Annotated in this window: 24 protein-coding genes; 5 read left to right on the top strand and 19 right to left on the bottom strand. The window is 63.5% G+C overall.

Annotated features, from left to right (window positions below):
* Positions 1–8: 8 nt before the first annotated feature.
* The 4 genes from ABD884_RS07660 to ABD884_RS07675 form a co-directional block, all read right to left on the bottom strand.
* Positions 9–476, bottom strand: a complete 468-nt coding sequence (locus tag ABD884_RS07660) for a hypothetical protein (protein WP_345042041.1) — start codon at positions 474–476, stop codon at positions 9–11.
* A gap of 521 nt (positions 477–997) precedes the next feature.
* The gene (locus ABD884_RS07665; RefSeq protein WP_345042044.1) at positions 998–2,212 is read right to left on the bottom strand and encodes a hypothetical protein; all 1,215 of its coding nucleotides are present in this window, start codon (positions 2,210–2,212) and stop codon (positions 998–1,000) included.
* A 70-nt stretch (positions 2,213–2,282) separates the two neighbouring features.
* Positions 2,283–3,305, bottom strand: coding sequence for a DUF2958 domain-containing protein (locus tag ABD884_RS07670; RefSeq protein ID WP_345042047.1), 1,023 nt, complete (start codon positions 3,303–3,305; stop codon positions 2,283–2,285).
* 73 nt (positions 3,306–3,378) lie between these two features.
* Positions 3,379–4,113, bottom strand: coding sequence for a hypothetical protein (locus ABD884_RS07675; RefSeq protein WP_345042052.1), 735 nt, complete (start codon positions 4,111–4,113; stop codon positions 3,379–3,381).
* A 55-nt stretch (positions 4,114–4,168) separates the two neighbouring features.
* On the opposite strand from ABD884_RS07675, the gene ABD884_RS07680 reads away from it, so the two are divergent.
* Positions 4,169–4,441, top strand: a complete 273-nt coding sequence (locus tag ABD884_RS07680; protein ID WP_345042059.1) for a helix-turn-helix domain-containing protein — start codon at positions 4,169–4,171, stop codon at positions 4,439–4,441.
* Positions 4,442–4,476: 35 nt separating this feature from the next.
* Here the strand turns inward: ABD884_RS07680 and ABD884_RS07685 are convergent, their stop codons facing one another.
* The 10 genes from ABD884_RS07685 to ABD884_RS07730 form a co-directional block, all read right to left on the bottom strand.
* Positions 4,477–5,160, bottom strand: coding sequence for a DUF7007 domain-containing protein (locus tag ABD884_RS07685; protein ID WP_345042067.1), 684 nt, complete (start codon positions 5,158–5,160; stop codon positions 4,477–4,479).
* Entirely contained in the window at positions 5,157–6,122 is a 966-nt protein-coding gene (locus ABD884_RS07690; protein ID WP_345042075.1) for a DUF7007 domain-containing protein, read from the bottom strand. The genes ABD884_RS07685 and ABD884_RS07690 overlap by 4 nt, the downstream gene beginning before the upstream one ends.
* 55 nt (positions 6,123–6,177) lie before the next feature.
* Positions 6,178–6,747, bottom strand: coding sequence for an NUDIX hydrolase (locus ABD884_RS07695; RefSeq protein ID WP_345042084.1), 570 nt, complete (start codon positions 6,745–6,747; stop codon positions 6,178–6,180).
* 40 nt (positions 6,748–6,787) lie between these two features.
* Entirely contained in the window at positions 6,788–7,300 is a 513-nt protein-coding gene (locus ABD884_RS07700) for a hypothetical protein (RefSeq protein WP_345042091.1), read from the bottom strand.
* A gap of 80 nt (positions 7,301–7,380) precedes the next feature.
* Complete coding sequence (locus ABD884_RS07705; protein ID WP_345042102.1) at positions 7,381–7,854, bottom strand: hypothetical protein; 474 nt, start codon at positions 7,852–7,854, stop codon at positions 7,381–7,383.
* A gap of 57 nt (positions 7,855–7,911) precedes the next feature.
* A complete protein-coding gene (locus ABD884_RS07710) occupies positions 7,912–8,289 on the bottom strand; it encodes a hypothetical protein (protein ID WP_345042108.1) in 378 nt (125 codons plus the stop codon).
* An 87-nt stretch (positions 8,290–8,376) separates the two neighbouring features.
* Positions 8,377–8,772, bottom strand: coding sequence for a hypothetical protein (locus ABD884_RS07715; protein ID WP_345042112.1), 396 nt, complete (start codon positions 8,770–8,772; stop codon positions 8,377–8,379).
* Complete coding sequence (locus tag ABD884_RS07720; protein WP_345042119.1) at positions 8,769–9,665, bottom strand: hypothetical protein; 897 nt, start codon at positions 9,663–9,665, stop codon at positions 8,769–8,771. The genes ABD884_RS07715 and ABD884_RS07720 overlap by 4 nt, the downstream gene beginning before the upstream one ends.
* A gap of 703 nt (positions 9,666–10,368) precedes the next feature.
* Positions 10,369–10,950 carry a 5' nucleotidase, NT5C type gene (locus tag ABD884_RS07725; RefSeq protein ID WP_345042124.1) on the bottom strand — a complete coding sequence of 194 codons (582 nt, stop codon included), beginning with the start codon at positions 10,948–10,950 and terminating at the stop codon, positions 10,369–10,371.
* Between the two features lie 98 nt (positions 10,951–11,048).
* Entirely contained in the window at positions 11,049–11,645 is a 597-nt protein-coding gene (locus tag ABD884_RS07730) for a hypothetical protein (RefSeq protein WP_345042128.1), read from the bottom strand.
* Here ABD884_RS07730 and ABD884_RS07735 point away from each other — a divergent pair.
* The 3 genes from ABD884_RS07735 (at position 11,635) to ABD884_RS07745 (ending at position 15,124) form a co-directional block, all read left to right on the top strand.
* Positions 11,635–11,814 (top strand): hypothetical protein, encoded by a 180-nt coding sequence (locus ABD884_RS07735; RefSeq protein WP_345042133.1) that lies wholly within the window; start codon positions 11,635–11,637, stop codon positions 11,812–11,814. The two genes, ABD884_RS07730 and ABD884_RS07735, sit on opposite strands and share 11 nt — an antisense overlap.
* A 213-nt stretch (positions 11,815–12,027) precedes the next feature.
* Positions 12,028–13,191, top strand: a complete 1,164-nt coding sequence (locus ABD884_RS07740) for a hypothetical protein (protein ID WP_345042138.1) — start codon at positions 12,028–12,030, stop codon at positions 13,189–13,191.
* Positions 13,192–13,306: 115 nt separating this feature from the next.
* Positions 13,307–15,124: a hypothetical protein gene (locus ABD884_RS07745; protein WP_345042152.1), complete on the top strand. Its 1,818-nt coding sequence runs from the start codon at positions 13,307–13,309 to the stop codon at positions 15,122–15,124.
* Here ABD884_RS07745 and ABD884_RS07750 read toward each other — a convergent pair.
* From ABD884_RS07750 to ABD884_RS07765, 4 genes are all read right to left on the bottom strand, one after another.
* The gene (locus tag ABD884_RS07750; protein ID WP_345042162.1) at positions 15,121–16,002 is read right to left on the bottom strand and encodes a metal-dependent hydrolase; all 882 of its coding nucleotides are present in this window, start codon (positions 16,000–16,002) and stop codon (positions 15,121–15,123) included. The two genes, ABD884_RS07745 and ABD884_RS07750, sit on opposite strands and share 4 nt — an antisense overlap.
* Before the next feature lie 91 nt (positions 16,003–16,093).
* Positions 16,094–16,390 carry a hypothetical protein gene (locus ABD884_RS07755; RefSeq protein ID WP_345042169.1) on the bottom strand — a complete coding sequence of 99 codons (297 nt, stop codon included), beginning with the start codon at positions 16,388–16,390 and terminating at the stop codon, positions 16,094–16,096.
* A 125-nt stretch (positions 16,391–16,515) separates the two neighbouring features.
* A complete protein-coding gene (locus tag ABD884_RS07760) occupies positions 16,516–17,205 on the bottom strand; it encodes a helix-turn-helix domain-containing protein (RefSeq protein ID WP_345042175.1) in 690 nt (229 codons plus the stop codon).
* 120 nt (positions 17,206–17,325) lie between these two features.
* A complete protein-coding gene (locus ABD884_RS07765; RefSeq protein WP_345042184.1) occupies positions 17,326–18,807 on the bottom strand; it encodes a GIY-YIG nuclease family protein in 1,482 nt (493 codons plus the stop codon).
* A 132-nt stretch (positions 18,808–18,939) separates the two neighbouring features.
* On the opposite strand from ABD884_RS07765, the gene ABD884_RS07770 reads away from it, so the two are divergent.
* A complete protein-coding gene (locus ABD884_RS07770) occupies positions 18,940–20,349 on the top strand; it encodes a hypothetical protein (protein WP_345042195.1) in 1,410 nt (469 codons plus the stop codon).
* 77 nt (positions 20,350–20,426) lie between these two features.
* Here the strand turns inward: ABD884_RS07770 and ABD884_RS07775 are convergent, their stop codons facing one another.
* Entirely contained in the window at positions 20,427–26,309 is a 5,883-nt protein-coding gene (locus tag ABD884_RS07775; RefSeq protein WP_345042202.1) for an LAGLIDADG family homing endonuclease, read from the bottom strand.
* Positions 26,310–26,334 lie beyond the last annotated feature (25 nt).

Genomic DNA, 26,334 nt, shown 5'->3' on the forward strand with positions numbered 1-26,334 from the left:
GCAGGAGGTTACGAGGTGGTGCCGGCTTCGCGGTGGTCAGGTTTCGGGTCTGCTTCACCGAGTCGCTGGTCGATGAGATCCCGGATTTGAAGCAGCGTCTCGGGAGAGAGCCCATCGAGCTGGCGTGCAGCGAAAACCCTCACCTTATTGGCGCGCATAGTGGTCAAGAGCTCCATCTGAGCTTCAACCCGGGCCGGGAGATCTCCACCCTCCTCAAGGAGGTAATCCTCATTCACACCAAAGAACCCGGCCAGGTTCTGGAGCAGCTCCACCTTCTTGACGACCGGGCCGGTGCCGGCGCGCATGTAATGCCAGCGGGCACGCGAAAGCGGTGTTCCGGATTGTTCCATTGCTTCGCTGAGGTCGCTGTAGGTGACCTTACGTCCTTCGGCTTCCGCTGTGTCCATGAGCAGATTCAGCTTCCTGGACAGTGCAGCTCCCGGTGAAAGTTTGTCGGATGATGCTGCTGCAGACATGAGTACTCCATTCTTGCCCGGTTTTCGCCGTGGCACTGTTCCCCCATACAGATTCAGAGAAGAGCCTATCAGGTTGGACATGTCCAAAACTTCCGTCTAGTCTTCAGGGGCAGAGGAATTGGACGTGTCCAATTCTTTGGTCCGGGACGGCCCGGGCGGACGGTGTCAATGCGTCGTGAGAGCCAGAGAAGGGAAACAGTTGGGGGTCCAGACATCTTGGAAAGTGCAAATTTCATGCGACGGAAACCCGCAGAACTGCCCGTCCGGCACTACGTTCAGCACTGAGCTCCCCATGGCTGCGAGCATAAGTCTGGCCGGCAGGTCAGGATGGGAACTGACAGACCTCATCCTGTGCCCAAATTGCTCTCAGTCGGAGCCCCGCGCCACCAACACAGTAGAACCGTCCTGTCCCGGTCGTGGGAAGACGCGACGTCGTTTGAAACGTACCCGCACCGTCGCCTAGGCGGCAATGTCCACTGCCCGGCCGGGGTTCTTGGGGGACCGGCCGGGCAGTTGGGTGGTCAAGCCTGTGCCGGGCGCGGCGGGCAATCTGTTGCGTCCCCCGGGAAGCTGGCAGCCCAGTCGAAGTCTTTCAATTTCGCTTCCGCCGCGTCGGCCGAGACGTCGGCCTTGTCGGCGCGCTCCTTGAGCGTCCAGGCCCACGTCCGCATGACACCGCCGGTGAATTCAATCTTCGCCCGATTCTCGGCTGCCTGCTGTTCGTGCTTGGTGGCGTCGTTGTCTAGCTTCTCGAACTCCCTTTCCACCAAGGCGGCGATCGCCGGCGGGAGCGGCTGCTTCATCTCGGCAGCCAGTGTGTCTGCAGCCTGCCGCGCCGCGCGGGCTTCACGGTCGTGAAGGTCACGGTACTTCAGTGCTGTGTTGTAGCTGTAGTACTCGTTGGGAACCCGCCAGATCTTGGTGTCCGGCATGGCGGTTTCGTTCTCCAAGGCAGCGAACACCGCTTCCGAGGTGCGTCTGCCCTGGGCATTCTGGGTGGCCTCGCGTCGTTTTTCGAGCAGTTCGGCGTAGACCTTCTGCCGCTCATCCTGTCCACGGACGGGTGAAAGGACAGCCCACGGCGGTTGCTTGCCGGAGGCGATCGCCCCGCGGAGATACCGGAGCCGGTGCAGCGTTTCGCGCTTCTCCTGGGCTTCGAGAGCGGCGAGACCCGCGGCCGGGTCCATGGGCCGGAAGTAATTGTTGGCGTAGGTGAAGTCGCCTTCATCGTCCTCGTCGCGGAGGTAGGTCGGCAGGGCCGGGATGACGTCAGTCTGGATGCAGCCGGTGCAGGTGCCGTCGCAGTCGTCCTGCCAACATTCCCGGTTGCCGCCACCGTTGCGGGTGTGGACCACGATGACCGGCTCCCCGGTGTTCTCGTCGCGTTCCAGGTAGGTGCCGCGGTGACGGCCCAGGTTCACGCCTCCTATCCCGGCGAGGTCCAGGATCTCCCCTTCCGAGAGGGGCGGCTGGACCGTGTACGGCCCGTGGACCGCTTCGTGTTCATCGAGAAGGTGGAAGAACGCCTTGTAGGAGTCCTCGAACGTAGCTGCCGCCGGTTCGCCGGTCTCCAGGGTCTGGTCTTCCAGCGGTGCGGGGATCTCACCGTAGAGTGCAAGTTCGGGCAGGGAACTGACCGGAGCGGTCAGCGTGAGCGAGGGCTCATCGTGGGTGGTCGCGGCGAATTGGCCGCCGACGGGGACGCCCTTAGGTTGGCGCGCGGTGTTTGTGGTCATGCCAAGGATGTGTGCGGCCGGCCGGGAAATGTCGCAGCCCCGGACGGATCCGGGGCTGCGTTTGATCGGATCAGTTGTTGCGGGTGACGTGGGTGAGGTTGCCCTGAGAGAAGTAGCAGTCGCGTTCGACGACACGGAAACCGCCCAGGTTGACCGCTTCGAGTTCCCGCAGGTCAACGTAGCCCCAGGAGCCGCGGCCGCGGCCGGAGGGGTCCATGAGGCCGAACGCGCGCCCGGTGGCCGGGTCAACTTCGGCGATGTACCAGTTGGCGGCGCCGCCGGCGAAGTAGTGCAGATGGAATTTCTTCTCCTCCAGCGGGACGTTCTCGGTGGCACCTAAAGCCGGGACCTTGGACATGATGGCCTTCGGGGCGAAGAAGTTGTGACCGCGGATCCTCCGCTGCGTTTCGACGAGCTTCACCGGGGGAACCGGCGCGGCCTTGGGTGCCAGTTCGAGCTCGTGGGCCTTGGCGACGCCGAAGCCCCTCTTTCCAGGGATCTGGAACGCGAAGTTGTCCCCGCCGATGGTGCCGAGCGAGCGGCCGTGAACCTTCTCGCCAGTGGTCGGGTCTGTCCAGATGACCGGGGTGTCGGTCGGGGAGATGGCTTCCCGGTGCAGCTTGGTGGCGGCCTCGTCGATGACGAGTTCGTCGACGAACACCTTCTCTTCGTTGCTGTGGAGAAGCGCGACAGTGATGACCTCCCCCTTGGCGCTCACTACCTTGCCATGGTATTTCTGGCCGCCGTCCGGGTCCGTCCAGATCACGCGGGTTCCAGGAGTGGAGACTGCGCCGATCCTGGTTTGCTGCTCGGTTAGTGCTTTGGTCGCAGCTGCTTCGAGGCCGGCACCGTCAGCGGGGTTCCCGTCGAAGCTGAAGGAGGCTATTTCGACGCCTATGCTGTCGTCGGAGTAAATCGTGTATCGGCCGTCTCCGTCGCATTCGATCTCAAACGATTCGTCGTTGTAGTCGAAGTTCATGTTCTCGATGACCGGGTGCTGCAGCGGTTCAACAGCATCCGAGTGGGTGGTGGCGGCGAACTGCCCGCCGACGGGGATGCCTTTCGGCTGACGTGCAGTGGTATCTGTGCTCATGCTCTGTTTGTGTGCGGCTGCCCGGAAACGTGGCAGGCCCCGGCGAGATGCCGGGGCCTGCGGACCGTCTGTGTTATTGGTCGATGGGTGTGACGGTGGCGCGGCGGGTCCAGCCGGCGTACTGCCGCGAAGCCTTCTCGGCCAGGTCGGGACGGCTGGCCCAGTCCGAGACACGGTAGTTTCCGAGGTTGTAGGTGCCGTTTTTTACCGACTCGATGTCGGCTTCGTAGCTGGCGATGTTCTTACGGGCCTGTCTGATGTGCTCCAGGGTGTGCAGTTTCAGTTCGGGAACAACCCGACCAACCTTTTTGACGTCGTACTCGAAGGTTTCAGGGTCGTAGCAGCCCTTGGTGTCACCTTTGGAGTTGCCCCACATGGTCTCGAGCGGCTCCCTGCCGCCTCCGGCCGGCATGAGGTAGTACTCGAAACCGTTGTAGGTGGGCTCGCCCTTGTAGTCGACGTCCGGGTCGCGGTCGTCGCGGAAGCGCTGCTTCTTGGCGAACTTCGGGTCCTTCAAGGCTTCTTCCCGGGCGGCGATGCTTGCCTGGGCGCGGATAATCGAAGCCTCACGGTCTTTGATGACCAATTCAGGAACTTCAGGGGAGAGGACAACCACGTGGCTGTACTCCTTGGTTTTGGAGGTGCGGGTGGCAACCCTACCGTCAGGGAGGGTGACAGAGGTGGTCCGGCCCTTGGAGGTGACCTTCGGTGCGGTGAGGCTGAGCTCGGGCTCGGCGTGGGTTGTGGCGGCGAACTGGCCGCCGGCGGGAACGCCCTTGGGTTGGCGTGCAGGGGTGTCTGTGCTCATGACTTGTCTGTGTGCGGCTGCGTGTCAAAACACCGATGAGGCATAGTCTTCACCTGTGGGAAATTTCGGGAACGATGGACAGGCGGCCACGATCGCTGAGATCAAGGCGCAGATGGACGTTCTGGGCTGGAAGCAACCCGACCTGGTGGCGGCTTCCGGCGTCCCCACCAGCTCATTGCACCGCTATCTGGCCGGCACCCGCGACATCCCCCTTCCGGTAGTGGTGGAGATCGCCCGCGCACTGGGCCTCACCCACATTGAACTGTTCAAGCGCGCACAACGCCAGCTAGACGCCGGGAGCTCCGAAAGCCGGACCAGGCGCAAATAGGACCGCCCAGCACTGGGCAGGACACCCCTCGGCACTCAGTCGAGAGCGGTCAGCCCGTACTTGGCCGGGTTCTTGCCGACAATCTCGGCGTACTCCTTCGGGTAGTATTTGCGGGCCTCCTTGTGCGCGTGCTCGACATCGAAGGGCAAAAATTCCTGGTGGTGCGTGATGAACGCCTTGGCCCAGGCGCAGTCCTGCCCGTACCAGCCGGCCGGTTCACGCCACGCCGGGTCGATCTCTTCGGCACGCTCGGGGGACAGCTTGAAGCCGCCGTGCCCGGCAGTCCAGACAGCGTCAATGCCGACGGCGATCGGGGTGTGGCCCTGCAGCTTGCCCCACGGTGAAAGAGAACCTTCGGAGATGTGGTTGTGCTCGTACCGGGAAGCTCGTTCCCTGACCGCCTTGGCGTGGGCTTTGGCCTCGTCCAGGGAATCGTGGTGGGTCTGGTCACTGATGACCAGCGGCCGGGTGCCTCGGTGGTCGATGACCTTTACCCGGGCGCCTTCTTCACGGACGTCGGTGGTGACGCCGGCGGCGATGCCGCCGACGTGGCTGGTGTACACGTCGGTGTATTCGTCCCCGCCAAATTCCCAGTCGGTGCCGTCGGCATCGTGGAACGGGGTTACCGGTTTAGCGAGAGCAACTTGTGGTTCGGAATGGGTAGTCGGGGCGAATTGGCCGCCGACGGGGATTCCAGCGGGCTGGCGTTCGGTGCTCATGGCTTGGTCCTGTCGGTGCCGGGCTTGACCTGGTAGTCAGCGTCCTTGGGGATGGTGTGGAAGTTGCGGATACGGTCGTACTCGCTGCTGGGAACCAGGATGGTTCTCGGTTCGCCGGTGCGGGTGCCGGTGGAGGTGACGTCGGAGACGATCACCTCGGTCATGCCCTCGTGGTCTTTGGAGTAGGAGGCGGACCAGATGCGCTGTACCTTGTCGTGGTTTTCGGCGAAGAAGACCTTCTCGTCCCGAACGCTGGATTCACCCGGGGCGATCGGCTTGTAGTCCGTGACGCCGTACCGGGCCGGGTCCTTGCCGACGGCCTTTTCGTACTCGTCCGGGAACCAGCGGCGGGCGCACTCGTGGGCGTACTTCTGGTGTTCCTCGGAGTAGGCCTCGCGGTGCGTGATCGCGGCGATACTCCATTCGCAGTCCTCCTCGTAGAACGAGTTTGAGTTTCTCCAGACGGGATCGACTTCCTTGTTCCGCTCCGGGGAGAGCTTCACGCCGCCATGGCCGGGGGTGAAGACGTTCGCGATACCTGGGGCGAGGTGGGTGACCCCGTCCGCGGTGCCCCACGGCGTCCGGGAGCCTTCATGGATGCTGAACCGAGACGCGTACTTGGCCATCTTGTAGCGGTCGTCTTTCGCCGCTTCCTTGGCGTCGTGCAGGGTGCCGGCGCTGCCGTGCCCGACCTTCTTGTTGGTCCGGTAGTCGATGATGTCGTAGTCGTAGACACCCTCGGCGGCTTTGCTGGTGTCGATCCAGATTCCGACTTCGTTCACGGATCCGGCCTCGAGGATGGTCGCCTCCGGGTTGGCCCAGTCCCATTCGGTGTTGTCGGCGTCGAAGAAGATGTCCTTCTCCGGCAGGCCGACGGCGAGATCCGGTTCGGAGTGGGTGGTGGCGGCGAACTGGCCGCCGACGGGGATGCCTTTGGGCTGGCGGGACGCGTTATCAGTCATGCCTTTGATGTGTGCGGCCCGATGCCGGATTGCGCAACAGGCCGGTCCCGGACTGCTAGCAGAGCTTCCCGGAGGCGAAGCCGATACCCAGGGCCGCCAGAGTGACGCCGGCGGAGATCCGTCCCTCGACCATCATCCGTCGGACCTCCTCGACGGTGTACCACTCGGTGATGCAGCCGGATTCGCCTTCGATGTGGGCAAGGTCCATGGCGGCGGCGGGGACGCGGGCGAGCCAGGCCGATCCGGTGATCGGTGACAGGCCGGGGTTCTCGTAGAACGTGGCGAGCAGCTCGATGCTGTCCGCGATGATGGCGGTTTCCTCGGTGAGTTCCCGCAGAGCCTCGGTGGTTTCGATGGCGCTGGCGCCGCCGCCTGGAAGCTCGAGGACCCAGTCTTTCACCGGGTAGCGGTGCTGGCGGATCAGGCCGATCCAGGGAAAACCGTCCCGGAAGGCGATGGGGATGACGGTGACACCGAACTTGACGCCCATGTCCACGAGCGCGTATTCACCGCGGCTCCCGTCCGGCAGCACGACCTGGTCGACCGTGACGGTGATTCGGCCGCGTTCGTAGACGGGTTCCCCGTCGAGGCGGCGGAACGGGGCGGGCAGCAGAGCAGTGGTCATGCCGGCTATGTGTGCGGCAACAGTGCCAGACGACACCGGGTCAGTCGTCCATGACCCAGCGGGTACCGGAAGCGCGCTCCACGGCAGCGTGCCACTCGTCGACACCGGCGACGTACGGGAACGGCAGTTCGGGGTGGAACTGCCGTGCGGTGTAGTCGATGACATAGTCCCCGTCCCGGTCGCCTGCCAGGATGGCGATGTGCTGTCCGCCCAGGCGGTTCCGGCGGATCGTGATCTCATCCAGCCAGTCGGCCCCGAACTCGGAAGCACCGACCTCTTCGATGACTTCGTTCGTGGCGGCCCAGCAGTTGCCCAGGGCCAGGCGCGGGTCCCCCAGCTCCTGGAGAGTGACGGTTCCCTGCCGGGCAGGGGAGTGGTCGATGATTTCCAGATCGGGGAACTCGGCGAGAACGTACCGGGCGGCGTCCAGCCGGCGGGCCTGGATGGCGTCCGGGGATTCAGGGGAGGCCAGGGTGGTCCCGGGGTCAGCATGGGTGGTCGGGATGAACAGGCCGCCGGCGCCCCGCGGATGTTTTGTCGCCGTGAAGGTCATGCACGCTTTGTGTACGGGCAGGTCCGGGGTACGACAGAGCCCGCCGTCTGGTAGGTCGGCGGGGCTCTGGTGCGATTTCTCTAACGGCGGTTACGGCGGAGGAATTTCGGGATCATCTGGTCCCAGCTGACGTAGGTGCCTTCGGTTTCGGGCGCCGGAGCATCGCCGCGGTGCACGTCGACCATATGGCTTGCCGTTTCGCTGATCGCGTCGACGGTCTCACTGATGTCATCTCCGAGCTTTTCAGCTCTGCTCCAGAGTCCCCTGCGCGGTCGTGGATCCGGGCGGCCTTCCTCCTTGGCCATTTTCCGCATCCTGGCCCGCTCAGCAGAGGTGAGGCTGTCGTAGTCGACCAGGGAGTTGTTCGTGTGGTCGAAGATGTGCTCGTACCAGAAACCCAGCTGGCGTTCCTCGGTCGGATCCGGCGCTTCAGCTCGGCTGTCGATGCTTGGGCTGGAGTGGTCGTGGTTGAGCGAAATGGTCGGCTCGGATCGCGGAGAGGAGACGAACTGACCTCCGGCGTGGGTGCCCTTCGGGGCCCTATCAATGCTCATGAACTGTTTGTGTGCGGCTCCTTTCGAGGACGCTCAGCTCGAGAACCTGCGGGCAGTTTAGTCAGCGGCACGGCGAAAGAGGTAGACCCCGATCACCTCGCCCTTGGTGGTGGTGTTGTTGATGGTGCCCATGGTGTTGATTGTGGAACCGGTCTCGACGAAAACGTAGCCCGCATGCTCCAACTTCCAGCCGATCAATTCAATCTTTCCGAGAAGATCGGCTGGGGGTTCAGAACGTCGGATTTCGCTTCCCCGACGCGACGGGACCGCTTTGCGAACCAGTTCGCTGAGTTTGAGTTCGATCTGGAAGAACCTGTCGTTGTTCTCAAAAGCAGCGGTCGCCTGGCCCAAGGGAGTCGCCGCGAACTCCTCCTGGGCGCGACTCGCGGCTTCAGCCCGCTTCTGTTCCTCGGTTTTGCCCCAAACCATTGTCATGCCTTCCCGTCGGGTACTGTGCGGACAGCCTTGCATCTAGTGCGAACGCTGTTCAAGATCTTCGGCAGTGAGAAGCATGAGAGTGCGCTATGCGTTCCGGTGCGCGTTGAGCAGGCTCCGGCACAACTGGAATGCGATGGTCTCCGAAGCCACGACGCCGGGGTTGCGCTGCTCGTGGGTGACGACCGCATGGATAGCCGCATCCAACTTCTCGTCATCCTGCGCGGATGCCAGAACGTCGCCGACGTCGCTGATGTTCCGGGTGCCGGCCATCCTGTGCAGGAGCTTGGAGTCGTAAGCTCCCCGGACCAGGCGGCGGGAAAGGTTCCGCTGTTCGGTCTTGTCCATTTCATTCTCGGTGTACCGGCGGTAAACCTCGGCAGAGGCGATGCCGGGGGTGAGGGTCAGGGACGGTTCGGGCCGGACTTCGGGGGCGAACCGGCCTCCGGCCCGGGTGCCGCGGGGATGGCGGGTGATGCTCATGCGTTGTCGCCGCCGTCCCGCATCCAGGTCCGCATCGCTTCGATCCGACGGGCGAGCTGCCGGTCCGGATAGAAGGACTGCTGGTTCGCCGTCGTCGCGCGGCCGAGTTCGAGATCCACTGCGGCGTTGTCGACGTAGCCGCGGGTGGTGAGCCGGCCGATGGCCGGGTAGGCGAGGACGCCGCGGGTGGTGCGTATTGCGTTGATCTCCTTGGCGATCGCCACGGCTGCCATGTCGCTGACGGGACGCTTGCCGTGCCGGTCATCGACCATGCGGGCCACCTCGTCTGTGCCCAGGCGCAGGCCGGCTGCGCGGGCCGCGTACGGGTCGGTCAGGACGGTGGCGCCCTCGACGCGTTCGATGATGAGCCGGCCCAGGTTTTCGGAGCCGAAGGAGCCGTGGTCGGATTCGTTGTGCAGTTGAACGACCTTGGTTCCGTTCCAGGAAGCGTCCACGACCTGGTCTTCGGTGAGGGATCCGTCAGGGAGCTGGGCGGTGCATTCGATGCCGACCTCGTCCCAGCCGTCGTCGGAGCGGACGTCGGCGTCGTAGCGTTCGGCGAGGAAGTCTTCGATGACGGGGCTGTTGTGTTCCAGCCACGCGTCCAGTGCGTCCCCGTGCAGGCGCGGGTCCGTGTCTGTGATGAGGTCTTTGATGTTCACGGTCTTGGCAGGGGAGACCCAGTAGCCGGAGCCGTCATCGGAGCGGGACACGGTCAGGGCCTCGATGACTTCCCCGTCGGCGAGTTCCGGGAAGGTGTCGCCGTCGCCGGGGGAGAGGGTTATGGGGCGTTGGACCGGGTCAAGCAGGAGAGTGGCTTCTGCGTGGGTGTCGGGGGCGAACTGCCCCCCGGCGGTGATGCCCTTGGGCTGCCGGTTCTGAGATGTCGTCATGCCAGCTATGTGTGCGGCCGTCGCCAAAAGGGGCTGAAGTGGCCCCGGGCAAAGGTTTGGAGGGGAATTGGCCGCCCTACCGCCGGATCCCACCAATCGGCCCGGAACCCACCGCCCGGCGGAGTGGGAAAATCCCCGGAATGGCGGGGAATATAGGGCCCCCTACTACTACTACTCTACTTAAACGACCTTAAATAGAGATATATATATAGGGGCCCCTATTCTCTTCCCTAGAGACCCCTTAGAGACTCCCTCCCTTTAGTAAGAGAATACTTTTCCTCTCTATAGACGCCCTATACGTACCGCCGAGTTGGTCGAGTGAGGGCCTGTTCCGACACGAAAATCCCGCCAACACTGGGATGCAGGGGCATAAACCCGTACTACCAGGGATAGGTTGACCGGTGTTTGAGGGGGTCATTACGGTGGAGTCGGGGTAATTGTGAGAGACCGTTGATTTCTCCTCATGTGATAACCTGAGGAACGAATCCGGTCACTAGAGACGAGGGTTATCACATGGCTCCCAAATGGGGGCCATTTCGTGTTTCAGGGGTCTTCTCAAAATCATCGTTCGGACATATCAACCAGGCTTCCCTTGACGAATCCGGAGGCACATATCTGTGAAATCCGGGCATCGCCGGAGGCTGCTTTCATCCCGGAAACGCGAAAAGGGCCGCATCGGAAGCGATGCGGCCCCTGCAGTGTCTTAGACGCTGACGGCTCCAAGAAGCGGGTACACGTGCCCGCGCCATTCCCGCCAGTCGGTCATCCGGGGTTTTCCGGTGACGGACCGGTTGTGGGACTGGTCGTGGATCAGGTGCTTCCAGGTCGGCACGACGGCGCCGGTGATGATCCCTTTGTCGTCGATCAGGACGTCCCCGAGGACCACGGTTTTGTCATGGGTAAGGATGAGCTTGTCAACCCATTTCGGCCCGAAATGCTGGTCGATGGCGTCCAGCTTCCCCGGCACGCACCCCGGATTGGACCACGTCGGGGTCGAGCAGTGGAACACGTCCCAGCCCTCGTCGGCCATCTCCAGGATGGCGTCGACCGAGTGCGGGACCGGCTCCAGGCCGTTGTACAGATCCGGGTGGTTCATTGCCTCCCTCAGCACCGCCGGGTCGGCTCCGGGGCCGGCCAGGTCATCCCATCCGGTGCGCCGGTCATCGGCGACGATCGGGAAGGACGGGTCCAGGCGCAGCAGGATCTCGTTGAGCCGGACACCCCACTGCAGCCAGTTTCCGTCCATGTCGATGAGGGCGATGGGCTTGTCAGGATTTTCTCTCATGTGTCTCATGTGTGGGGAACATGCGTAGACGCTCCCCGGCACAAAGGAAAGGACCGCCCCGTGACGGGACGGCCCCTTGGGGTTCGGCTAACGACGGGTCATGCGACGGCGCCCTGCTGGACGGAGCTGGAGTTGTCGGCGGCCACGGCGTAGAAGGCGGCCGTGTTGGCCAGCAGCTCCCAGCGTTCCCGGTTCTCCTCCTGGCCGTTCTCGAGCAGGTCATCTTCGTCGGTGTAGTCGGATTCCTCGATCAGCAGCTCGTACTTGTGCTCCGGGTTCAGGACATGTCCGCGGTCCTCCCAATGCTTCATTTCCTCATGAACGGCGAAGCGGATGAGTTCGATGTGGTGCTCGCGCTTGTCCCGGGGCAGGTGGCGCAGGGCGTCCTCGAGGTTCTTCACGGCCTCGGCCCGGGTCTGCGGTGCGCCGTCCTCCCCGGTCCAATACACCGAGTAGGAGTCCCGGATCAGGTCCGCGACCTTCCCGGCGTTGATGGCCGACTTCGCCGGGATCCGGGGCAGTGCCTGAAGTTCTTTGCGGAGACCCGGTCCGCGGTCGGCTTCGAAATCGTAGTCGAAGTCAGGGCCGTCGACCGGGGCCGGGACGAGGGTGAGGGTGGGTTCGGTGTGCGGAACGGGAGCGAACTGCCCCCCGGTGACGACGCCTGCAGGGACCCGAGCTGTGATGTTCTCCATGCCCGATATGTGTGCGGCAGCGTGGGTGGACGTCGACGGCCGGTCCCTCTGTAGATCATCAATGAAGAAGGTCCGCGCTCAGGTCGCAATTCTCTGGGACGATCAGCTCAACGACAAGGGCACCGTCACCTTCCGCGGAGTCGAGATCGGCCGCTCTGAGGTCAACTGAGCCCATTCTCAAGCCCTAGATGGGCACACAGGGCCGCCCATGTACTGACCGCAGCCTCTTGAATTCGATGGCAGATCCGAGGACCATGACCTACATTGTTTGATACTTTTCCGGTACGTCACGTGTTGAGCGGAACCCACCCGACGCGCGAACATTTCGACAACGCATGTCGAGATTCCTCACCCCCCTTGTGTCAAGTATTTGGAACGGGTCATGGACAAGGCTCACGACGACTCACGCGAATCCCAGCAAGACCGTTCAACACCCAATGACCTGAAGAGATTGGCTGGCCAATGGCATCTGCCGAATATCCATCCACCAGACAATGTGTCCGCGGATGGATATATCGATCCGCTGCCCGGTTGGCCAACTACGGGCTTTTCCGCGCATACTGGCGAAGTTATCGCCCATGTCCGGGTGTTCAACATTTTCTGGGGACGCGATTACGGACATCCCAACACAGGAATTACGACCGCAGCGAGAGACCTCGACAACTTCACCACCATCGTTGTCAATTCGTCATACATGGATCATCTGAACGAATACGGCGTTCAGAGGGGCGTTTCTCTGGGTTCAACGTGGATCGATCGTCAGCCTGGTGCGAAGACGTACTCTGAAGATGACATGGGTGCACTGCTGGTTCAGTGGCTCGATGCAGGTATTGCACCGGAGGTCCCTGGCCCCGACGATTATTCGCACCTCTACTTCATCTATCCCTCGGCAGACGTGAATCTCACGCTTGGTGGAAAGCCCGGCGGGTTCTGCGGGTATCACTCGTATGGTTATTACAACCAGTGGTGGCCGCAGAAGAATAACTTGTTCTTTGGTGTCATGTGCTATCCGGCATCACCCAATGTCATTTCTCACGAACTGGCGGAGGCCTGCACGGACAGGAGCCTAAACGCGTGGTACACAACCGATGGGAAAGGCGCTGAGATCGGTGACGTGTGTGACTCTTGTGGAGGGCCGCCCCTAGGGTTTGGTCCCTGGCAGGTTGGCTCGTACTGGCTCGACAGCAAGTCAAGATGTCTTCAGGAAGACGACCTATTCCCACCCCCTAGATTGAATGTAGCCTTGAATCCGCGGCGGGTGCCTTTGGGGAGGCCGGTGGATGTGACGATCACGATCACTGACGCTCGTGGAGGTTGGCCGGTCAAATCGTCGGCCGTTATCCATAATTTCACCCCACGACCGGGCGGCTACCCGGTGGATCAGCCGGTGCCAGGCGTGGGCTCGCCGTTGAGGACTACGGAGACGTTTTACGCGGGGAAAGAGAACACCGACCGCCTGCCGCCTCCTCCTGTATACGACGTGGCGCCGTCTGTGACGGTACAAGCGCCAGGTTACCCGCCGGAATCTGCCTCCTTTTTGTTGTGAAGGGGGCGCGCCGGGTTCTTTTGTTGTCTGGTTCCGTTGCTTGTTGCCCCTAGCGGTGTCTTCCGGGGCTGTCGGCCGGGATTCTCGATTTTGGCCCCGGCGGCTCTTCGACCGCTTGTCCAACGCATGTGACAAGATCCGGGCGCCGGGATCGTGCCTTCGAGCCCCCGAGTCGGACCACTCTGGCCCCGATACAACTATCGGTGAAGAAGAGGATGCAGGCGTCGTGCTTACCGCTATGGGTACACCTGGCGATGAAGGACTAGCCGCCCCCAGCAGCAGGTCCGATGCATGGCCACCAACGCCGGAGCAAGCCGTCAGGGCGAGCACCAAGCCCGCGGATGCCAACTCAACCAACGCACGCCGCATCACAGGGCCGCCCCTGCCGGTCTCCTCCCTATCTGCAGCGGCAGTCGATAGTCTTGTCCGTGTCGGTCGTACTGAAGGGGATCCCATGGTCAACACGAAGCAACCGCCCGCCTGGGATGATCCTCTGTACCAGGACATCAGGCACCTCGCCGGCGACCTCGCATACGTCTGCGACGAGGTCATCTTCGAGCCCCTTCATGGACGGCACACCAAGGTACTCTCGGTCAATGGCGTGATCCCTGGATTCGGCAACCCGGAAGTGAATCTGACCCTGTGGGAGGGTTACCGTGACGGCACCGGCAAGGACGGCAGCGAGCATGGTTGGTGGATTCAGAACGGGGGCGCAGATCCGGTCCCTTTGAACGTGGATGCTCCCGGGGAAGGTCTGGACTATCCAGAAGACCTGGAAGACAAGGTATCTGTCGCGGTTCCGGTCCTGCACAGGCTCATGATGCTCGCAAGCAAAGCCCACGCGGGCCTGGTCGGCCTGGCGCGGAGCAGAAGCTTCCGGCAGCTCAACGACGCCGTGGACGTTGGTATGTCCGCTGCACGGGCCGACAGCGGCGGCAGTTATGAAGAGGACGAGGAGTTCTCCACAATTGAACGCCTGCAGGAGATGTGTGCGGAAAGCGTCTTCGAGTTCATCGACTTCACCTCGCTCCCACCGAACACGGACGACCTCGCCACCAGCGCCACTCTTCTGATCGGGGACGTGCCGGTATCCATGTCGGTGTGGTCCGGGCACGATCGAGGCAGTGAGGTGACATATCTGGAGCTCGGCGGCCGGACCCAGCGCCTGCCCCGCGCAGGAACTGACGACCCGGCCGTGCAATGGCCGGACGAGGACGGCGAGGTCAACGACCTGCTAGCGGCAGCCTGCGATGAGCTTCTGGGAATCCACCGCGCAGCCGAGGCGGTCTTCGGCGAAGCCACGGCCGGGGACCGGGACACCATCCGCTTGCTCATGTCAGCCGCCGCCCAGGCTCCCGTGGACGACGGCATGGACGTGGAAGGCCCCCTTCCCGATGTGGGTGCGGCCTGGCATGAACAGCTTCAGGAGTTTACCCGGCAGTGCCGACTCGGGCTGCTGGTCGGGGTGGTGGTGGACGAGAGCCCCCAAGGACCCGGTCTCAATGTGCGCGCCCAAACCCTTGACCCGGTCACCAACAAGCCGGTCCGGCTCCAGGTGTTCTGGAAGGCACCGGAACACCCGGAGGATGAGCCGGTGCACTGGCTCGCCACCGACCTGGCGGAGTCTCCCGCGCATGGCGGGGACCCTCTTCACCCGGAGCTTCTCGCCGGCTTCCCACAGGACAGCCGCCTCCATATCCGGCACGCGATTGACCACCTCCACGACATCGCAGACCTTGCGACCGACGTTGTTGTCGCGCGGGAGATGGAGATGTCGGCCATGCTGGAGCGGACGGGCCTGACCGGGGGCGACGTGCCGGAGCTTGTCGCGGGGGAGATGCTTGTGGAATCCGTCGAGGATGCGCTGGCGGCCCTGAACGGCATCGCCCGGCTTTACACCGGGTCCACCGACCGCGAGATCAGGAACTCCTAGCGGCCGAGAGCGGCAGCCTGGACAATTTCGTGCAGCCCTGACTGACCCATGCCGACCAGGGTGGAGCCGACACCGAAGATCGCATACGCGACGATCGGGACCAGCAGCAGCCATTCGCGGATGGACCCGGCGTGTCCGAGGACCGGGATAGTCATGTAGCCGTTGGAGTGCCAGCACTGCTTGAGGATGGGCAGGTTGGCAATCACCTTGGGCGGCTTGATGGCGAACGGCCAGGCCAGGTTGCAGCCCTCGGTGGTCATCATGTCCCCGAGGATGTGGACGATCACGCCGATGCCCATGGCGATCGGGAACCAACCCTGTTCCTGCGGGGCGAAGAAGGTGATGAACGCCCCGATAGTGAGCCCGACGGCCCACGGTGATTTACGCATCCGGTCCGGGATGATCTTCAACGCCTTCGCGGCGAAGGCGACCAGCAGGACCGAGAGGATCCCTGCGCCCGGGTATATGGTGCCGAACCCTTGAAGACTGTAGGTCCAAAGCCCGGCGAGCCAGGCAACGAACACGAACGCGGCGATACCTACCACGGAGTGTGTGCCGTGCCGGTGACCGCCGGAGACCTTGCCGATTCCGGCGCACATTGCGTTGGAGAGCGGCGGCAGGGAATGGGCGATGGTGGCGTTGTGGTGGTCCGCGTCCGGGAGCATCGCGGCGCCCGCGGTGACGAGGGCGCCGGTGACGATGCCGACCGGACTGACGTTCAGCAGCCCGAACCCAAGGTCCAGAGTGTGCGGGAGGAAGGCGACTTTTTCGGCGAGGGCCGAGATGTCGGTGTGGATGTTGGTGGTCAGTGCAACCCAGGCGGCGGCGCCGCAGGCTGCGTGGTGGGCTCCCATCATGGCGGCGGGCAGTCCTTTCACGGTCGGAAGAATCGCTTTCTCTTCCTCATGTGTGCGGCCAGACGACAAAGGGTCCCCGCCGAGACGGGGGCCCGTGGGGATTGTCGGGGTATCAGGCGCGCCCGTTGAGGCGGCCCTGGATGGAGCGGATCCGCTCGTCCGTCTCCTGCATGGACGGCATGTCGGTGACACCCCGGCTGGCCATGGCGTTCCGGAGCGGGGTCTTCTTGCTGCGCAGCCGCGACACCTGGTCCGGTGTCAGGTCCGGAAGCGCGGGCAAGGACCTGGAGAGGTTCTCGGCAAGGGAGCCTCCGGCGGCGATGTTGATGGACGGTTCAGCGTGGATGTCGGCAGCGAACTGGCCGCCGGCGGGGATACCGCGGGCAACGCGGGCCTGGGATGTCGTCATGTCCTGTCTGTGTGCGGCTGCCGCCGTCCGCCGCAGGTCGTTGCGGCCACGGGGAGCCCCAGCCGCCCGGCGGAACCGGAACCTCCCAGACTTCGCGCGTGTCGACCACAGAAGCCGTGCCCGGCTCAGACAAGGAGGAGCTCGCTGATGACGCGCTGCCCGGCGCTGCGTTCCCGGGTGGCCAGGGAGCTCATCAAGTCCACGGCGATCGCCGCGACCGGCGCCCGACCCTCGACGAAGGGCTCGGCTATCTCGACTTCGTGGATGATGGCGTTGCCCTCGGGGTCTTCGACCAGGCCGAACGCTTCGGCGAGGGCCTGAGCGTCGCCGGCCATGACGTAGCCTTCGGCGATCCCGCCGCCGCCGGACATGCCGAAGGTGTCTGCGGTGGCTTCGTCACGCATTGCGGACGCGCCGCTGGCGATCAGGTGGTCGTTGAGCGCGGTCAGCCCGTCCGGGGTGGCCCGGTAGCGGAGGGTCTTGTCTTTGTTCCTGGCTAGGACGGCGACGGCTGCAGCGTCCAGGGTGCGGAGTCTGGTCTTCAGTCGGGATTTCTCCGATGCGGAGATCCATGTCGGGTTCCGGCCGGAGAGCAGCGCCAGCGCAGCCCAGGCGACTTTGGCGGTCCAGGGGCGGCCCCGTCGTGTTCCGGCTGCCGCGAGACGCTCCACGGATGACCGGGTCACAAGCTTGGTTCTGCCGGCTGTACCCTCGACGCTTAGTTGGCCGTTGTTGATGAGCTGGCGCACCGATTGCTGGGTGATGCCGAGGCGTTCCGAAGCCTCGCGGGTGGTCATCGTGGTAGTCGCAGACATGCACTAATACTTTCTTGTCAAAGTAATAGTGTCAATACGCTAATATTTGCTTATCGAAGCATTAGTGCACTTCTAGTGGCGGGCCGTCGTGAGCGTAGCACTGCTTTTGGCCCCCGCGGCCTACGGTTTGCGCTGATAGAAGCGGCCGGCGTGTGCTTGGAGGTTTGCAGTGGCTGCCTCGTCGATCGTGAGTCCCAGTCGGTATTCCAGGGCCTCCGCCTCATCGAACCAGTCGACAAGCTCGACATCGTGTTTTCGCAGGACGTCCAGTACCTCCTCCGGGCTGACGCGGAAGAATTCCTTGCGGCGGTTCACGCGGTTCACGCGCCGATCGTCGAAGTGTCCGTGGAGCATCGTCTCGATACTGACAGCGTCTCTGGAGAAAAAGAGCGCGTGGACGTCGTACCTGTAGGGAACGGAGGCGCTGCTCAACTCTCTTATTCGGTCGAGGGGCTCCAGTCGTCGGGTTAGTCCGATTTTTACGACGTCGGGTCCGAACGCACCAAGGTTCGAGATCACGTAGACGTAGCCGGCTCTGATGTTGGCGGCACGGAAATCGATCTCCTTTAGCTCGGCTTCGAGAACCAGGATCTGTTCTTCCACACGAGCGATTCCATCGGCGTCGCCTTGTGCTTCAAGTGCCACCATCACGTTGTAATAGTGGTCTAGTTCCTTTTGAAGTTTCGCCCGTTCTGCCTCGAGTTCAGCTTGAGCCTGAGCTTCTTCGCGTAGCTGTGCTCTCCGCTCCCGTTCCTCTTCCTTCTCCCTGAGGACGCTGCTGCGATGAACCTCCAAAAGGCGAAGCTCCTCCGCGCGTAACGAGTAGTAGTTGGCGTCAAGGGTGGTCCCGAATTCGAATCCGATGTAGGCGAGCTTGTTCCAGGTTTTACTCAGTCGCCGGACACCGTCGAGAAAGTAGCCGGTCTTCCTTGTCGCTTCAATCTCGACCTGAAGGTTGAAGATCTGGAGGAGGAGAGGTGCGATGCTTACGCCAAACTTCTTCGGCATCTCGACAATTGACCCGTCCGTCGATGTCATCCAGAGCCCCCGAGATGACGCCGCAGTCTTGTTGCGGAGCATCGCTTTCGCCTGGGACCGGAGCCCCTTGATTTCATTCATGACCGATTCGGAATGGTCCGCGATGGTCCGGTAGTCGACAAGGCCGAGGGCCACGGGAAGATTCTGCGTCGACGCCGCCTCTTCAGCTTCCCGCAGATTCTTCAATTCCTCCTCGGCAGCATCAATCTCGTCCTGCAGCCTGGTGAGTTCGGCTTTCCGCTCTTCCATTTCAGAGTCATTAATGACGTGGCCGAGGCCGACCGCCCAGCGGTCCCCATCCCACCATTGCAAGAGATTGGCAAGATGTTCGTGTCCGGGCACGGGATACCAGCCAGCTGGCTTTGACACGGCCAAAACGACACTCCCTTCAGCAGCGCGTGGATGCGCTCGTGTTGAGGGTACCAAGTACTTGTCCTGGCGGATTCTGTTGCGGCGGCCCTTGCTCCGTAGCTTTGTGGGGTTCGACTGTGTCGCGAAGCTCACGGCCCAGCCTGAGACCAGCCAGGCACGATCGGGACTCAGCTGGTCACTCGGGTTCGTCAAAGCAATAGCGTCAAGAATCGAAAACCTGACAGATCGCTTCTGTGGCAAGTGAACGCCGCAGCCAACGACACAGTTGCTGTACAGCGTAGTGGGTCTTTGAAACAGGGCATCGCTCGGGCGATGATTCAGACCATGGGCATCATGGATCGGGCCGTCGGCGGCATGTTCAACAGGCTCTTGCCTGCAGGCTTCACTCCGTGGGAGGCCTTCTGCATTGGCCAGGCGGCCTATATCGCACCCGACAAACGCGATTCGATAGTCCCGCCCTCCAACGTCGGCGGCCATGACGTCACCTGGGAGGTCGACAAAACGCTACGGCAACTCGGAGCCTACCCGATGGGCACCGAGGCGTATCGCCAGAGAGTTTTGCTGTGGGAGAAGATCTTTGGATACGGGACCTGGCACGAGCCCATCGACCCGGCCGAGGTCTACCTGCCGGGAACACCTAAGCCCCCGCCGCCCAGGCGCCGGACGGCGTACAACCCCCCGCCCGGTTGGCCGGAGATGCCGTCGTACTGGACCCATCCGGCGTGGGATCCGGAAGCTCCCTCGGAACCAGCCCCGCCGCCTGGGTGGCGTTTCATCGTCGAGCCTGAACTGCTCATCTCCCCGCTCTCGCTCGATACCGACATCGATTTTGGTTCACCGGCGTCCGCTACTCCGGCACGCATCGACCACTTCGTCAAAGGTGCGGCTGATGCCCTGGCCTGGAATATCTGCAAGGCGGCGTCCGAAAGACACAGGCGCCCCGTCGATGTCTTTGCCGAATCAAGGGAGCACCTGGATAAAGCCATCGACATGGCAAAGGAACGAGTCTTCTCTCGGCTCGTTGCCCAGACCGGCATCTGGGTACAGAGGTTTCCCGAGGAATCCGACGAATGGCATTCTGCGATCAGGCATTCCCGACTGATCCTTGGGAGACGCGACGATTTCAAGTCGAGCGTCATCGCCCGGATCCGTGATGTCCTGACCGCGGCTACGGCAGCCCCGGCACGCGAGCCCGGTCCCAATCCGCAGCCTTCTCGGTCCGCCGGCCCTGCCGAGGCAGGACCGCGTCAACCGTCGAGCCGGACCCCGGGCCCCGTTCCGTCAGCACCGGGTCCCGCCCTCAAACGCAAGGTTGAGGCGTGGGTATCTACAGTGCTTGTTGTTGGGGCAGTGCTGTTGATTATTGGGATCGGAATGGCCACGACGAACACCCACGCCGGAGAGGACTCTCAGCTCGCAGGGAGCCTCACAAAGGCCGGGTGGATCCAGGACAGCGGGTCCGGGCTGTACTGGAAATGGGTCGACGGGGCCTACGCATGCACTGCAACTTCGGTTGGAACATGCACCCAGGTCCACGTTGAATCAGCCGGGCCGGTGTGCCAGGCCGGCGTGACCGCAACTCTGAACCTCCTGGTTTCGGGGTCCGTTGCCGGAACCGCGGACGGGACGGAGTACCAGACACTCCGTGTGGGGCAGGATATGACCATCGAAGTGCCAAACATCAGGCCCGATGCCAAAAAGGTGCAGATGAAGGGACTCTTCTGCCGCAATTGAGCCCCGGCTCGACGATGATGCGAGGCAGCTCGAAGTTGACCGACACGGTTGGTATTTCGAACCGATGTGGAGGTGGACTAGGCGAACGGGTCGTCGTCGTCTGGAACGAACCGCTTCCGCGGGACGGGCTCCGCGAAGGGATCCTCGTGCAGGTCCGGGGCCTCGGCGGCCAGCGCCGGAACCGCGAACGGATCCTCGATGTCGGTCTGCGGGGCTTGTGCCGGCGCGGCGACGTCGGCTTCCATGGCGGCCCAGTCCAGCGCTTCCGGTACCGCAGCGATCACGGGTTCAGGCTCCAGTTCCTCGACCGGTTCCTCGGCAGGTGCGGCCGGGGTCGCCGGGGCGGAGACTTCAGCGGTTGCCGCGCCGAAGAACGCCTCGACCTCATCCAGCTCGGCGTCGGTGACGCCCTGATCCGCGTTGGGGACCACCAGCAGCGCGTCGACGCCGGCCGCCTCGAACGCGTCCTCGGCGATGTCCCGGTAGGTCAGGCCGAGGATGAGGTCTTCGGAGGCGAGCTCGTCGTCGATCCACACCAGCCGGCGGATCTGCGGGTTCTCCTTGATCCAGTCCAGGGCCGCGTCGATCTTCCACCAGCCTGTGTTCTCGGTGTCGGCTACGAGAACCTCGGTGGCCCGCGGGAAAAGGTGCCCGAAGTTGTCCGGTGCGTCATCCTCCCAGGAGGTCAGCCACGCCTGGGTGACGGGGACGGCCGCCATGCGCTTGAGGATGGTCGGGTCGAACATGATGGTTCCGTGCCCTGGCGCCGCGATGTGATCCAGTCCGTCGCGGAAGGTGAACGGAGCCATGGCGCCGTCGACGTCCAGGAGCATCGCCGCTTCGGTGTCCACTTCGGATTCCGCCTCGTCGTCGGGCCAGTCCAAGTCTGCGCCGGAGACCTCGGTGGCTGTCTCTTCCGGTGCAGTAGCCACGACGGGAACGTCCGTGGCGCCTTCGTCGCTGTCCAGGTCCATGTCGGACCAGTCCAGGTCATCGAGGTCCAGTTCGATCTCGCCCAGGTCCACGACGGCGGCCGGGGTCATCTGGCGTGTGGCGGGTGCCGGGGTCGCTGCCGATGACGCCTCCTCAGCCTGGGGCCGGCGAAGGTACTGGGAAATGTCGGGCTTGCTTTCGTCAGCGATCACCGGGATGCGTTCCGCGAGGGCGGCCGTCATCTGGTCCTGGGTGGCGAACCACGTCTGGATGACGACTGCGCTGTGATCCAGTGGCTCCCACAAGCCACGGCCCTTGGGGATGGGGTTGCCAACGGATGGTGCGGCGTCGAAGTCACGCAGGGCCGACATCCGGTCTCCGCTCGAGGCCTGGCCAAGCAGCGTTCGGGCCAGGTTCGTGTTGTGGGTCGGGATGAATCCCTCGGCGAGGAACAGGTGACCCTCATCGGCGACACCAATGCAGCGAGTCGGCTCCGTCTCGATTTGTTCAATGGAAACGATCAGGCGGCGGGTAGTTGAACCGTCGGCGATCGGAGCGGCTTGCTTGGCCTGTTTGCGGGGGAGCCGGAACACCGGCAGCGCGGTGCGGAAAGAGACGTTGTGGGTGGTGCCGGTCATATTCTTTTCTGTTGAGCCCTCCGGCACGTAGCCGGACGCCCATTCCGTCCAGCGCGCCTTGATTCCGAGTGAACGCGTGAGCTCCAGGATTCCCTCGGCCATGCGCCGGCTGTTTTGCGGCAGGGTGCACTGTCCGGAGGCCATCAGCGACCCGTCCGTATCCATCAGGCCCTGCAGGAGCGCGAGGCGCTGGCTCTTTGATGCCCGAAGGTACATAGCGGGGATGTGCTTGTCGTGGAGGACACCGGCTTCGCGCAGCTTGACCTTCAGCCCACGGGTGCCGATGAGAATGTCACTGCACGCAAGCACCCGGGGTTCGTAGCCGGCAGCTTCCAGCTGCTCCAGCATGTGCTGCTGGTCGCTGAGTCCATTCTTGTCGGTGCAGGAAGTGGCCGCCGATGACACTACGTTGCCAGAACCTTTGCAGCCGTCGCCCAGCCATGCTCCCAGCACATACGGGTCAACTGGAAGGTCAGCGTCCGGTCCGTCGATAGGATCGGCGACGCGGATGGCCCAATTGAGACCGCCACGACTGTCGGTGACGGACGCTGCCATCTCCTCCGTGGTGACGATCCGCTCCAATTCTTGGATGTCTCCGGTGCGGGGGTCCCGGCCGAGGATGTCTGTGCGGTGCTCGCCAAGGGCGGCCATGAAGTCGCGCGCGTTGTAGAGAAATGCAGGGTGCTCAATTGGCTTCCAGGGGCATTCGCCCACGCGCAGTGCTGTCCCGATGTTGCCGGCACGCATCCGGTTCACAGTGCGCCCGTCCATCGCCTCGGCGATGTCCCGTGATGACAGCCACTGTCCGGCGAATTTCGTAAGACTGCTTGAACCCCGGTGGGTAGCGAGGACCTCGATGGCGGAATCCAGAGAGTAGAGCCGACCTGCCCCGCCGCGGCGGAGGTCCCTGTCGTAGGTCATAAGTGTGCCGGTCGAAGAGTGGCGGGTGAACCTGCCCAAGCCGAATTCGGTCGCCAGATGGTGGATCCGTGCTGTCGTTTCGTAGCCGGTCAGCCGAGCCAGGTCGGCAGCGGTGACGTAGAGGTCAGACGGCATGGATTCGACAGCCTTGCGCATCCACATGACATCTTCCGCTCTGACACCGCGGGGGTAGTCCGTTCGCGAATTGTTCTTGCGGGACCTGCAATCCGAGGCCTGCCACAGGTGGCCGGCGCCGGCTTTGATGACCTGGCCGTCGTCGAAGGTGACGGCGTAGACCTTGTTGTCGGTGAACACGTCGGAGAACTTGATGATCGGCGTGGTGGTTCCGTTCGGTGTGTAGACATCATCGCCGAGTTCGAGCTCGTCATTGCGGGCCCATCCCGTAGGAAACTTCTCCGAGACAGGGACGGGCAGCCGTGTGTCCAGGGTCAGGTCTTTGAGGTCACCACCGCCAGGCAGTGTATCCAGCATCTTCGCGGACAGTTTCTGCGTTCCGAGCAGCAGGTTAACGCCGGCGGAGGCAGCCTCGCGTGCCAGCTTCCCGGTGAACGTGCCGATCTCCTGCTTGGCACGGTTGATGGCGATGATCTCTTCGCGGAGGACTTCTTCCTCAGGATCATCCGAGGCTGGAGGAACAATTTCCTTCTGCATCAGCGAGGTGAATTCGTCGATGAGCACGACCAGCGGCGGAGGCGGGTCGGCGAGCTCGTGGTAGGAACCGACTCCCATGGCGGAGTTGATCTTGCGGCGCTCGACCACGATGGCGTAGACCGCTTTCAGTGTCGCAGCCGCCTCGTACAGATCCACGGCGAAACCTGCCGCGTAGTCCTTGGCGAATTTGAAGTCCGCTGCCGCTTTCATCGGGTCGATGATGAACACCAGAGCACCCTTGACCAGCATGCCGTAGACGAACCCCTGGGCGAGCACGGACTTGCCGGAGCGGGTCACGCCGGCCAGAAGGGCGTGAGGCGAGGTGATCGGGTCGAACATGATCGGTTCACCCTCAATGCCGGTGGCGAAGGGGATGTAGTGTCCGGAGTTGTCGACCGCGTCAAAGTCGAATGAGACCCGGTCCGGCATCGGGTTTTCCGGGCAGCTGAGAATGCGGATGCTGCTGGCCGATGCCGTCCGTTGGACGTCGATGAAGATGTTGTCGGTTGCGGACTTGAGCTTTTCGGTGACAGCGCGGACCATCGTGTAGTCGAGCCCGGCCGGCAGGTTGAAGTCGGTGACGGTGACCTTTTCGTTGTTGGGCAAGGAACCGACGCTGGTCAAGGTTGGGAGGAGGCCGCCGGTGCCGGAAACGCCGGAGTCCAGGAATGCCTGCTCCCAATCCAAGGACGCCAGATACTGCTCGTGTCGAGGACTGGCGAGCTGGACTTTGGAGGGACGGGCACCAACAACGATGGTGCAGCCGTCTTGGGCGGCGGCGACACGCAGCCACTCGGATGCCCAGTGCTGGCGAATGGTCTGAGCGGCGGTCCGGACCTGGGCGAGGGTGACGCCGCCGTACAGGCGCAGTTCGATCTTCCAGATGTGCTGGCGTGATTCCGGCTTGGTCAGGCAGGTGACGGCAGCGATCTCGGGTCGATCGGCCAGACGCGCGGCCTTGAACGCCTGATTGACGAGGCCGGCAAGTACCCACTTGGGTGCATCTGAGCGGGGGACCGGCGCCAGGTCATCCGGCTTGGCCGGTACAGCCTCGGAGGACCACCGGACGCAGAACGCCTGCGGGTGCCGTTCGCCCGGACGCTTGCCGGTTCCCTGGAAGCCAGTCATGGAGACGAACGGTGCGGCGTTCAGGGTGGAGTTCAGCTTGTCTTCAAAGACGAAGAAGTCATGCGGCGTCATGCCCTGACGGGTAATGAAGGCCAGGTTGTGGACGGTGACCCCGTTCTTCAACCGGGCGGTCGCCGCAGTGGAGGCTTCCATGATCGGCGGGTTGGCCTTGTGCTTCGGGGCGGCTTCAGCCCAGCGGTTGTTCCAGGCGTCTTCGTCGGCGAGCTTCTTCATGTCCTTCGTCGTCAGCCCGCAGGACGGATCCCAGTTGGTGTTGGCATCGAGCAACGCACCGGCGTAGGCGCAGCCGACACCGTTCTGTGCGCGGTGGTCAACGAGGACCAGGGCGTTGAGCACTTCGGCCATTTCGTTGCGGCCGTTGGCGCGGATGTAGGAGGCGGGCGGCCCGTCGGGCAGGTACCAGGTGATGGCCCAGGCGGCGCCCCCTGCGGCAGGCGCGGGCTGTGCTTCCTCACCGTCTTCAGGTTCCTCTGCCGGCGCGGGCGGGGCGGTGAGCAGGTGCACCTCGTCGATGACGGGGCGGGAGTAGACGCCGTCGGCGGCCCAGGCGATCGCGCAGCGGGCCAGCTGGTAGACGACCTCTTTCGGGGTTTCCGGGTCGGTGATGTCCGGCATCTGGTCGGAGGGCCAGCGGACGATCTCGAACCGCAGCGGGTGCTTGGTACCGGGGACCGGGGAGTTATTGGAGTCCAGGTTGGGGACGTCCAGGACGGCGAACTTCGCGCCGGTGCCCAGGGTCGGGTTGATCTTCTCGGCCATGACGAAGTACGGGGCTGCGCCGGTGCCGGACGGGGCGTCGAAAGTGTCGATGATGGCGGAACCGACTTCCTGCCGGTCGATAAGCCGCGGGGCCGGGTCCTGCTTGAGCATCTCCCAGCGGCCCTTCCATTCCTCGCGCGCAGCAACCACGACGCGCCAGTGCTCGAGCGCCTCGGCGATCCACGCTTTGGAGAGCAGGGCGAGGGGGCCGCCGGTGAGGACCAGCGCCCAGATCGCGGGTTCCGGGATGGCCGGGACCTTGGCGGCTGTGGTGGCGATCGGCAGCAGGACAGTTGCGATGGTGCCGACAACGCCTCCGACGACGATCCCGCCGATGGTCAGTCCGATGACCTTGGGCCGGTTCTTCTTGACCAAGGCGATGAGCGAGTCGACGCGCGCCCCGGGGTTCTCATCGTCGGCGACCTGGGTGCGGCGACGGGAGGCGGCGTACTGCGCGACCGCGATGAAAGCTGCGGCCGCATCGATCCATGGACCGTACCCGGCGGTGTACTTGATGTCGGTGACGGGGATCAGGTACGCGGCGGCACCGGCCCACACGGCAGCCAGGAAGGACAGGCGCGGCTTGAGTCCGGGGAGCCAGTCCAGGTTGGGCAGAACCAGTTTGAATTTCAGGTCTTCCCAGAGCCGGTACTTGTTCATGGCGGCCTGCTCACCTGGGCTTGCCGGGGACGGGTAGCCGCGGGCGTCCTTCTTGCCGGTGAACATCGCAGGCGGGTACGTCCACGCCGAGACGAGCAGACCGGCCCAGATGGCGGCGATGCCGGGGTAGCCCTGGTAGATGAGGTAGCCTGCCGCGGCGGCCGCGCCGACCATCACGAGTCCGGTGATCGGCTTGCCTGGTGCCTGGTTCCTGCGTGGTGCCGCCATGGTGGCCTTTCTAGGGGAAAGCTTT

It is taken from the genome of Arthrobacter methylotrophus, from assembly GCF_039539965.1.
GTDB classification, from domain to species: Bacteria; Actinomycetota; Actinomycetes; order Actinomycetales; family Micrococcaceae; genus Arthrobacter; species Arthrobacter methylotrophus.

Bases quoted from the DNA above. Each gene is read 5' to 3' on its own strand.
- ABD884_RS07660 (WP_345042041.1), bottom strand. From the start codon at position 476: ATGTCTGCAGCAGCATCATCCGACAAACTTTCACCGGGAGCTGCACTG.
- ABD884_RS07665 (WP_345042044.1), bottom strand. From the start codon at position 2,212: ATGACCACAAACACCGCGCGCCAACCTAAGGGCGTCCCCGTCGGCGGC.
- ABD884_RS07670 (WP_345042047.1), bottom strand. From the start codon at position 3,305: ATGAGCACAGATACCACTGCACGTCAGCCGAAAGGCATCCCCGTCGGC.
- ABD884_RS07675 (WP_345042052.1), bottom strand. From the start codon at position 4,113: ATGAGCACAGACACCCCTGCACGCCAACCCAAGGGCGTTCCCGCCGGC.
- ABD884_RS07685 (WP_345042067.1), bottom strand. From the start codon at position 5,160: ATGAGCACCGAACGCCAGCCCGCTGGAATCCCCGTCGGCGGCCAATTC.
- ABD884_RS07690 (WP_345042075.1), bottom strand. From the start codon at position 6,122: ATGACTGATAACGCGTCCCGCCAGCCCAAAGGCATCCCCGTCGGCGGC.
- ABD884_RS07695 (WP_345042084.1), bottom strand. From the start codon at position 6,747: ATGACCACTGCTCTGCTGCCCGCCCCGTTCCGCCGCCTCGACGGGGAA.
- ABD884_RS07700 (WP_345042091.1), bottom strand. From the start codon at position 7,300: ATGACCTTCACGGCGACAAAACATCCGCGGGGCGCCGGCGGCCTGTTC.
- ABD884_RS07705 (WP_345042102.1), bottom strand. From the start codon at position 7,854: ATGAGCATTGATAGGGCCCCGAAGGGCACCCACGCCGGAGGTCAGTTC.
- ABD884_RS07710 (WP_345042108.1), bottom strand. From the start codon at position 8,289: ATGACAATGGTTTGGGGCAAAACCGAGGAACAGAAGCGGGCTGAAGCC.
- ABD884_RS07715 (WP_345042112.1), bottom strand. From the start codon at position 8,772: ATGAGCATCACCCGCCATCCCCGCGGCACCCGGGCCGGAGGCCGGTTC.
- ABD884_RS07720 (WP_345042119.1), bottom strand. From the start codon at position 9,665: ATGACGACATCTCAGAACCGGCAGCCCAAGGGCATCACCGCCGGGGGG.
- ABD884_RS07725 (WP_345042124.1), bottom strand. From the start codon at position 10,950: ATGAGAGAAAATCCTGACAAGCCCATCGCCCTCATCGACATGGACGGA.
- ABD884_RS07735 (WP_345042133.1), top strand. From the start codon at position 11,635: ATGTTCTCCATGCCCGATATGTGTGCGGCAGCGTGGGTGGACGTCGAC.
- ABD884_RS07730 (WP_345042128.1), bottom strand. From the start codon at position 11,645: ATGGAGAACATCACAGCTCGGGTCCCTGCAGGCGTCGTCACCGGGGGG.
- ABD884_RS07740 (WP_345042138.1), top strand. From the start codon at position 12,028: ATGGACAAGGCTCACGACGACTCACGCGAATCCCAGCAAGACCGTTCA.
- ABD884_RS07755 (WP_345042169.1), bottom strand. From the start codon at position 16,390: ATGACGACATCCCAGGCCCGCGTTGCCCGCGGTATCCCCGCCGGCGGC.
- ABD884_RS07760 (WP_345042175.1), bottom strand. From the start codon at position 17,205: ATGTCTGCGACTACCACGATGACCACCCGCGAGGCTTCGGAACGCCTC.
- ABD884_RS07770 (WP_345042195.1), top strand. From the start codon at position 18,940: ATGGGCATCATGGATCGGGCCGTCGGCGGCATGTTCAACAGGCTCTTG.
- ABD884_RS07775 (WP_345042202.1), bottom strand. From the start codon at position 26,309: ATGGCGGCACCACGCAGGAACCAGGCACCAGGCAAGCCGATCACCGGA.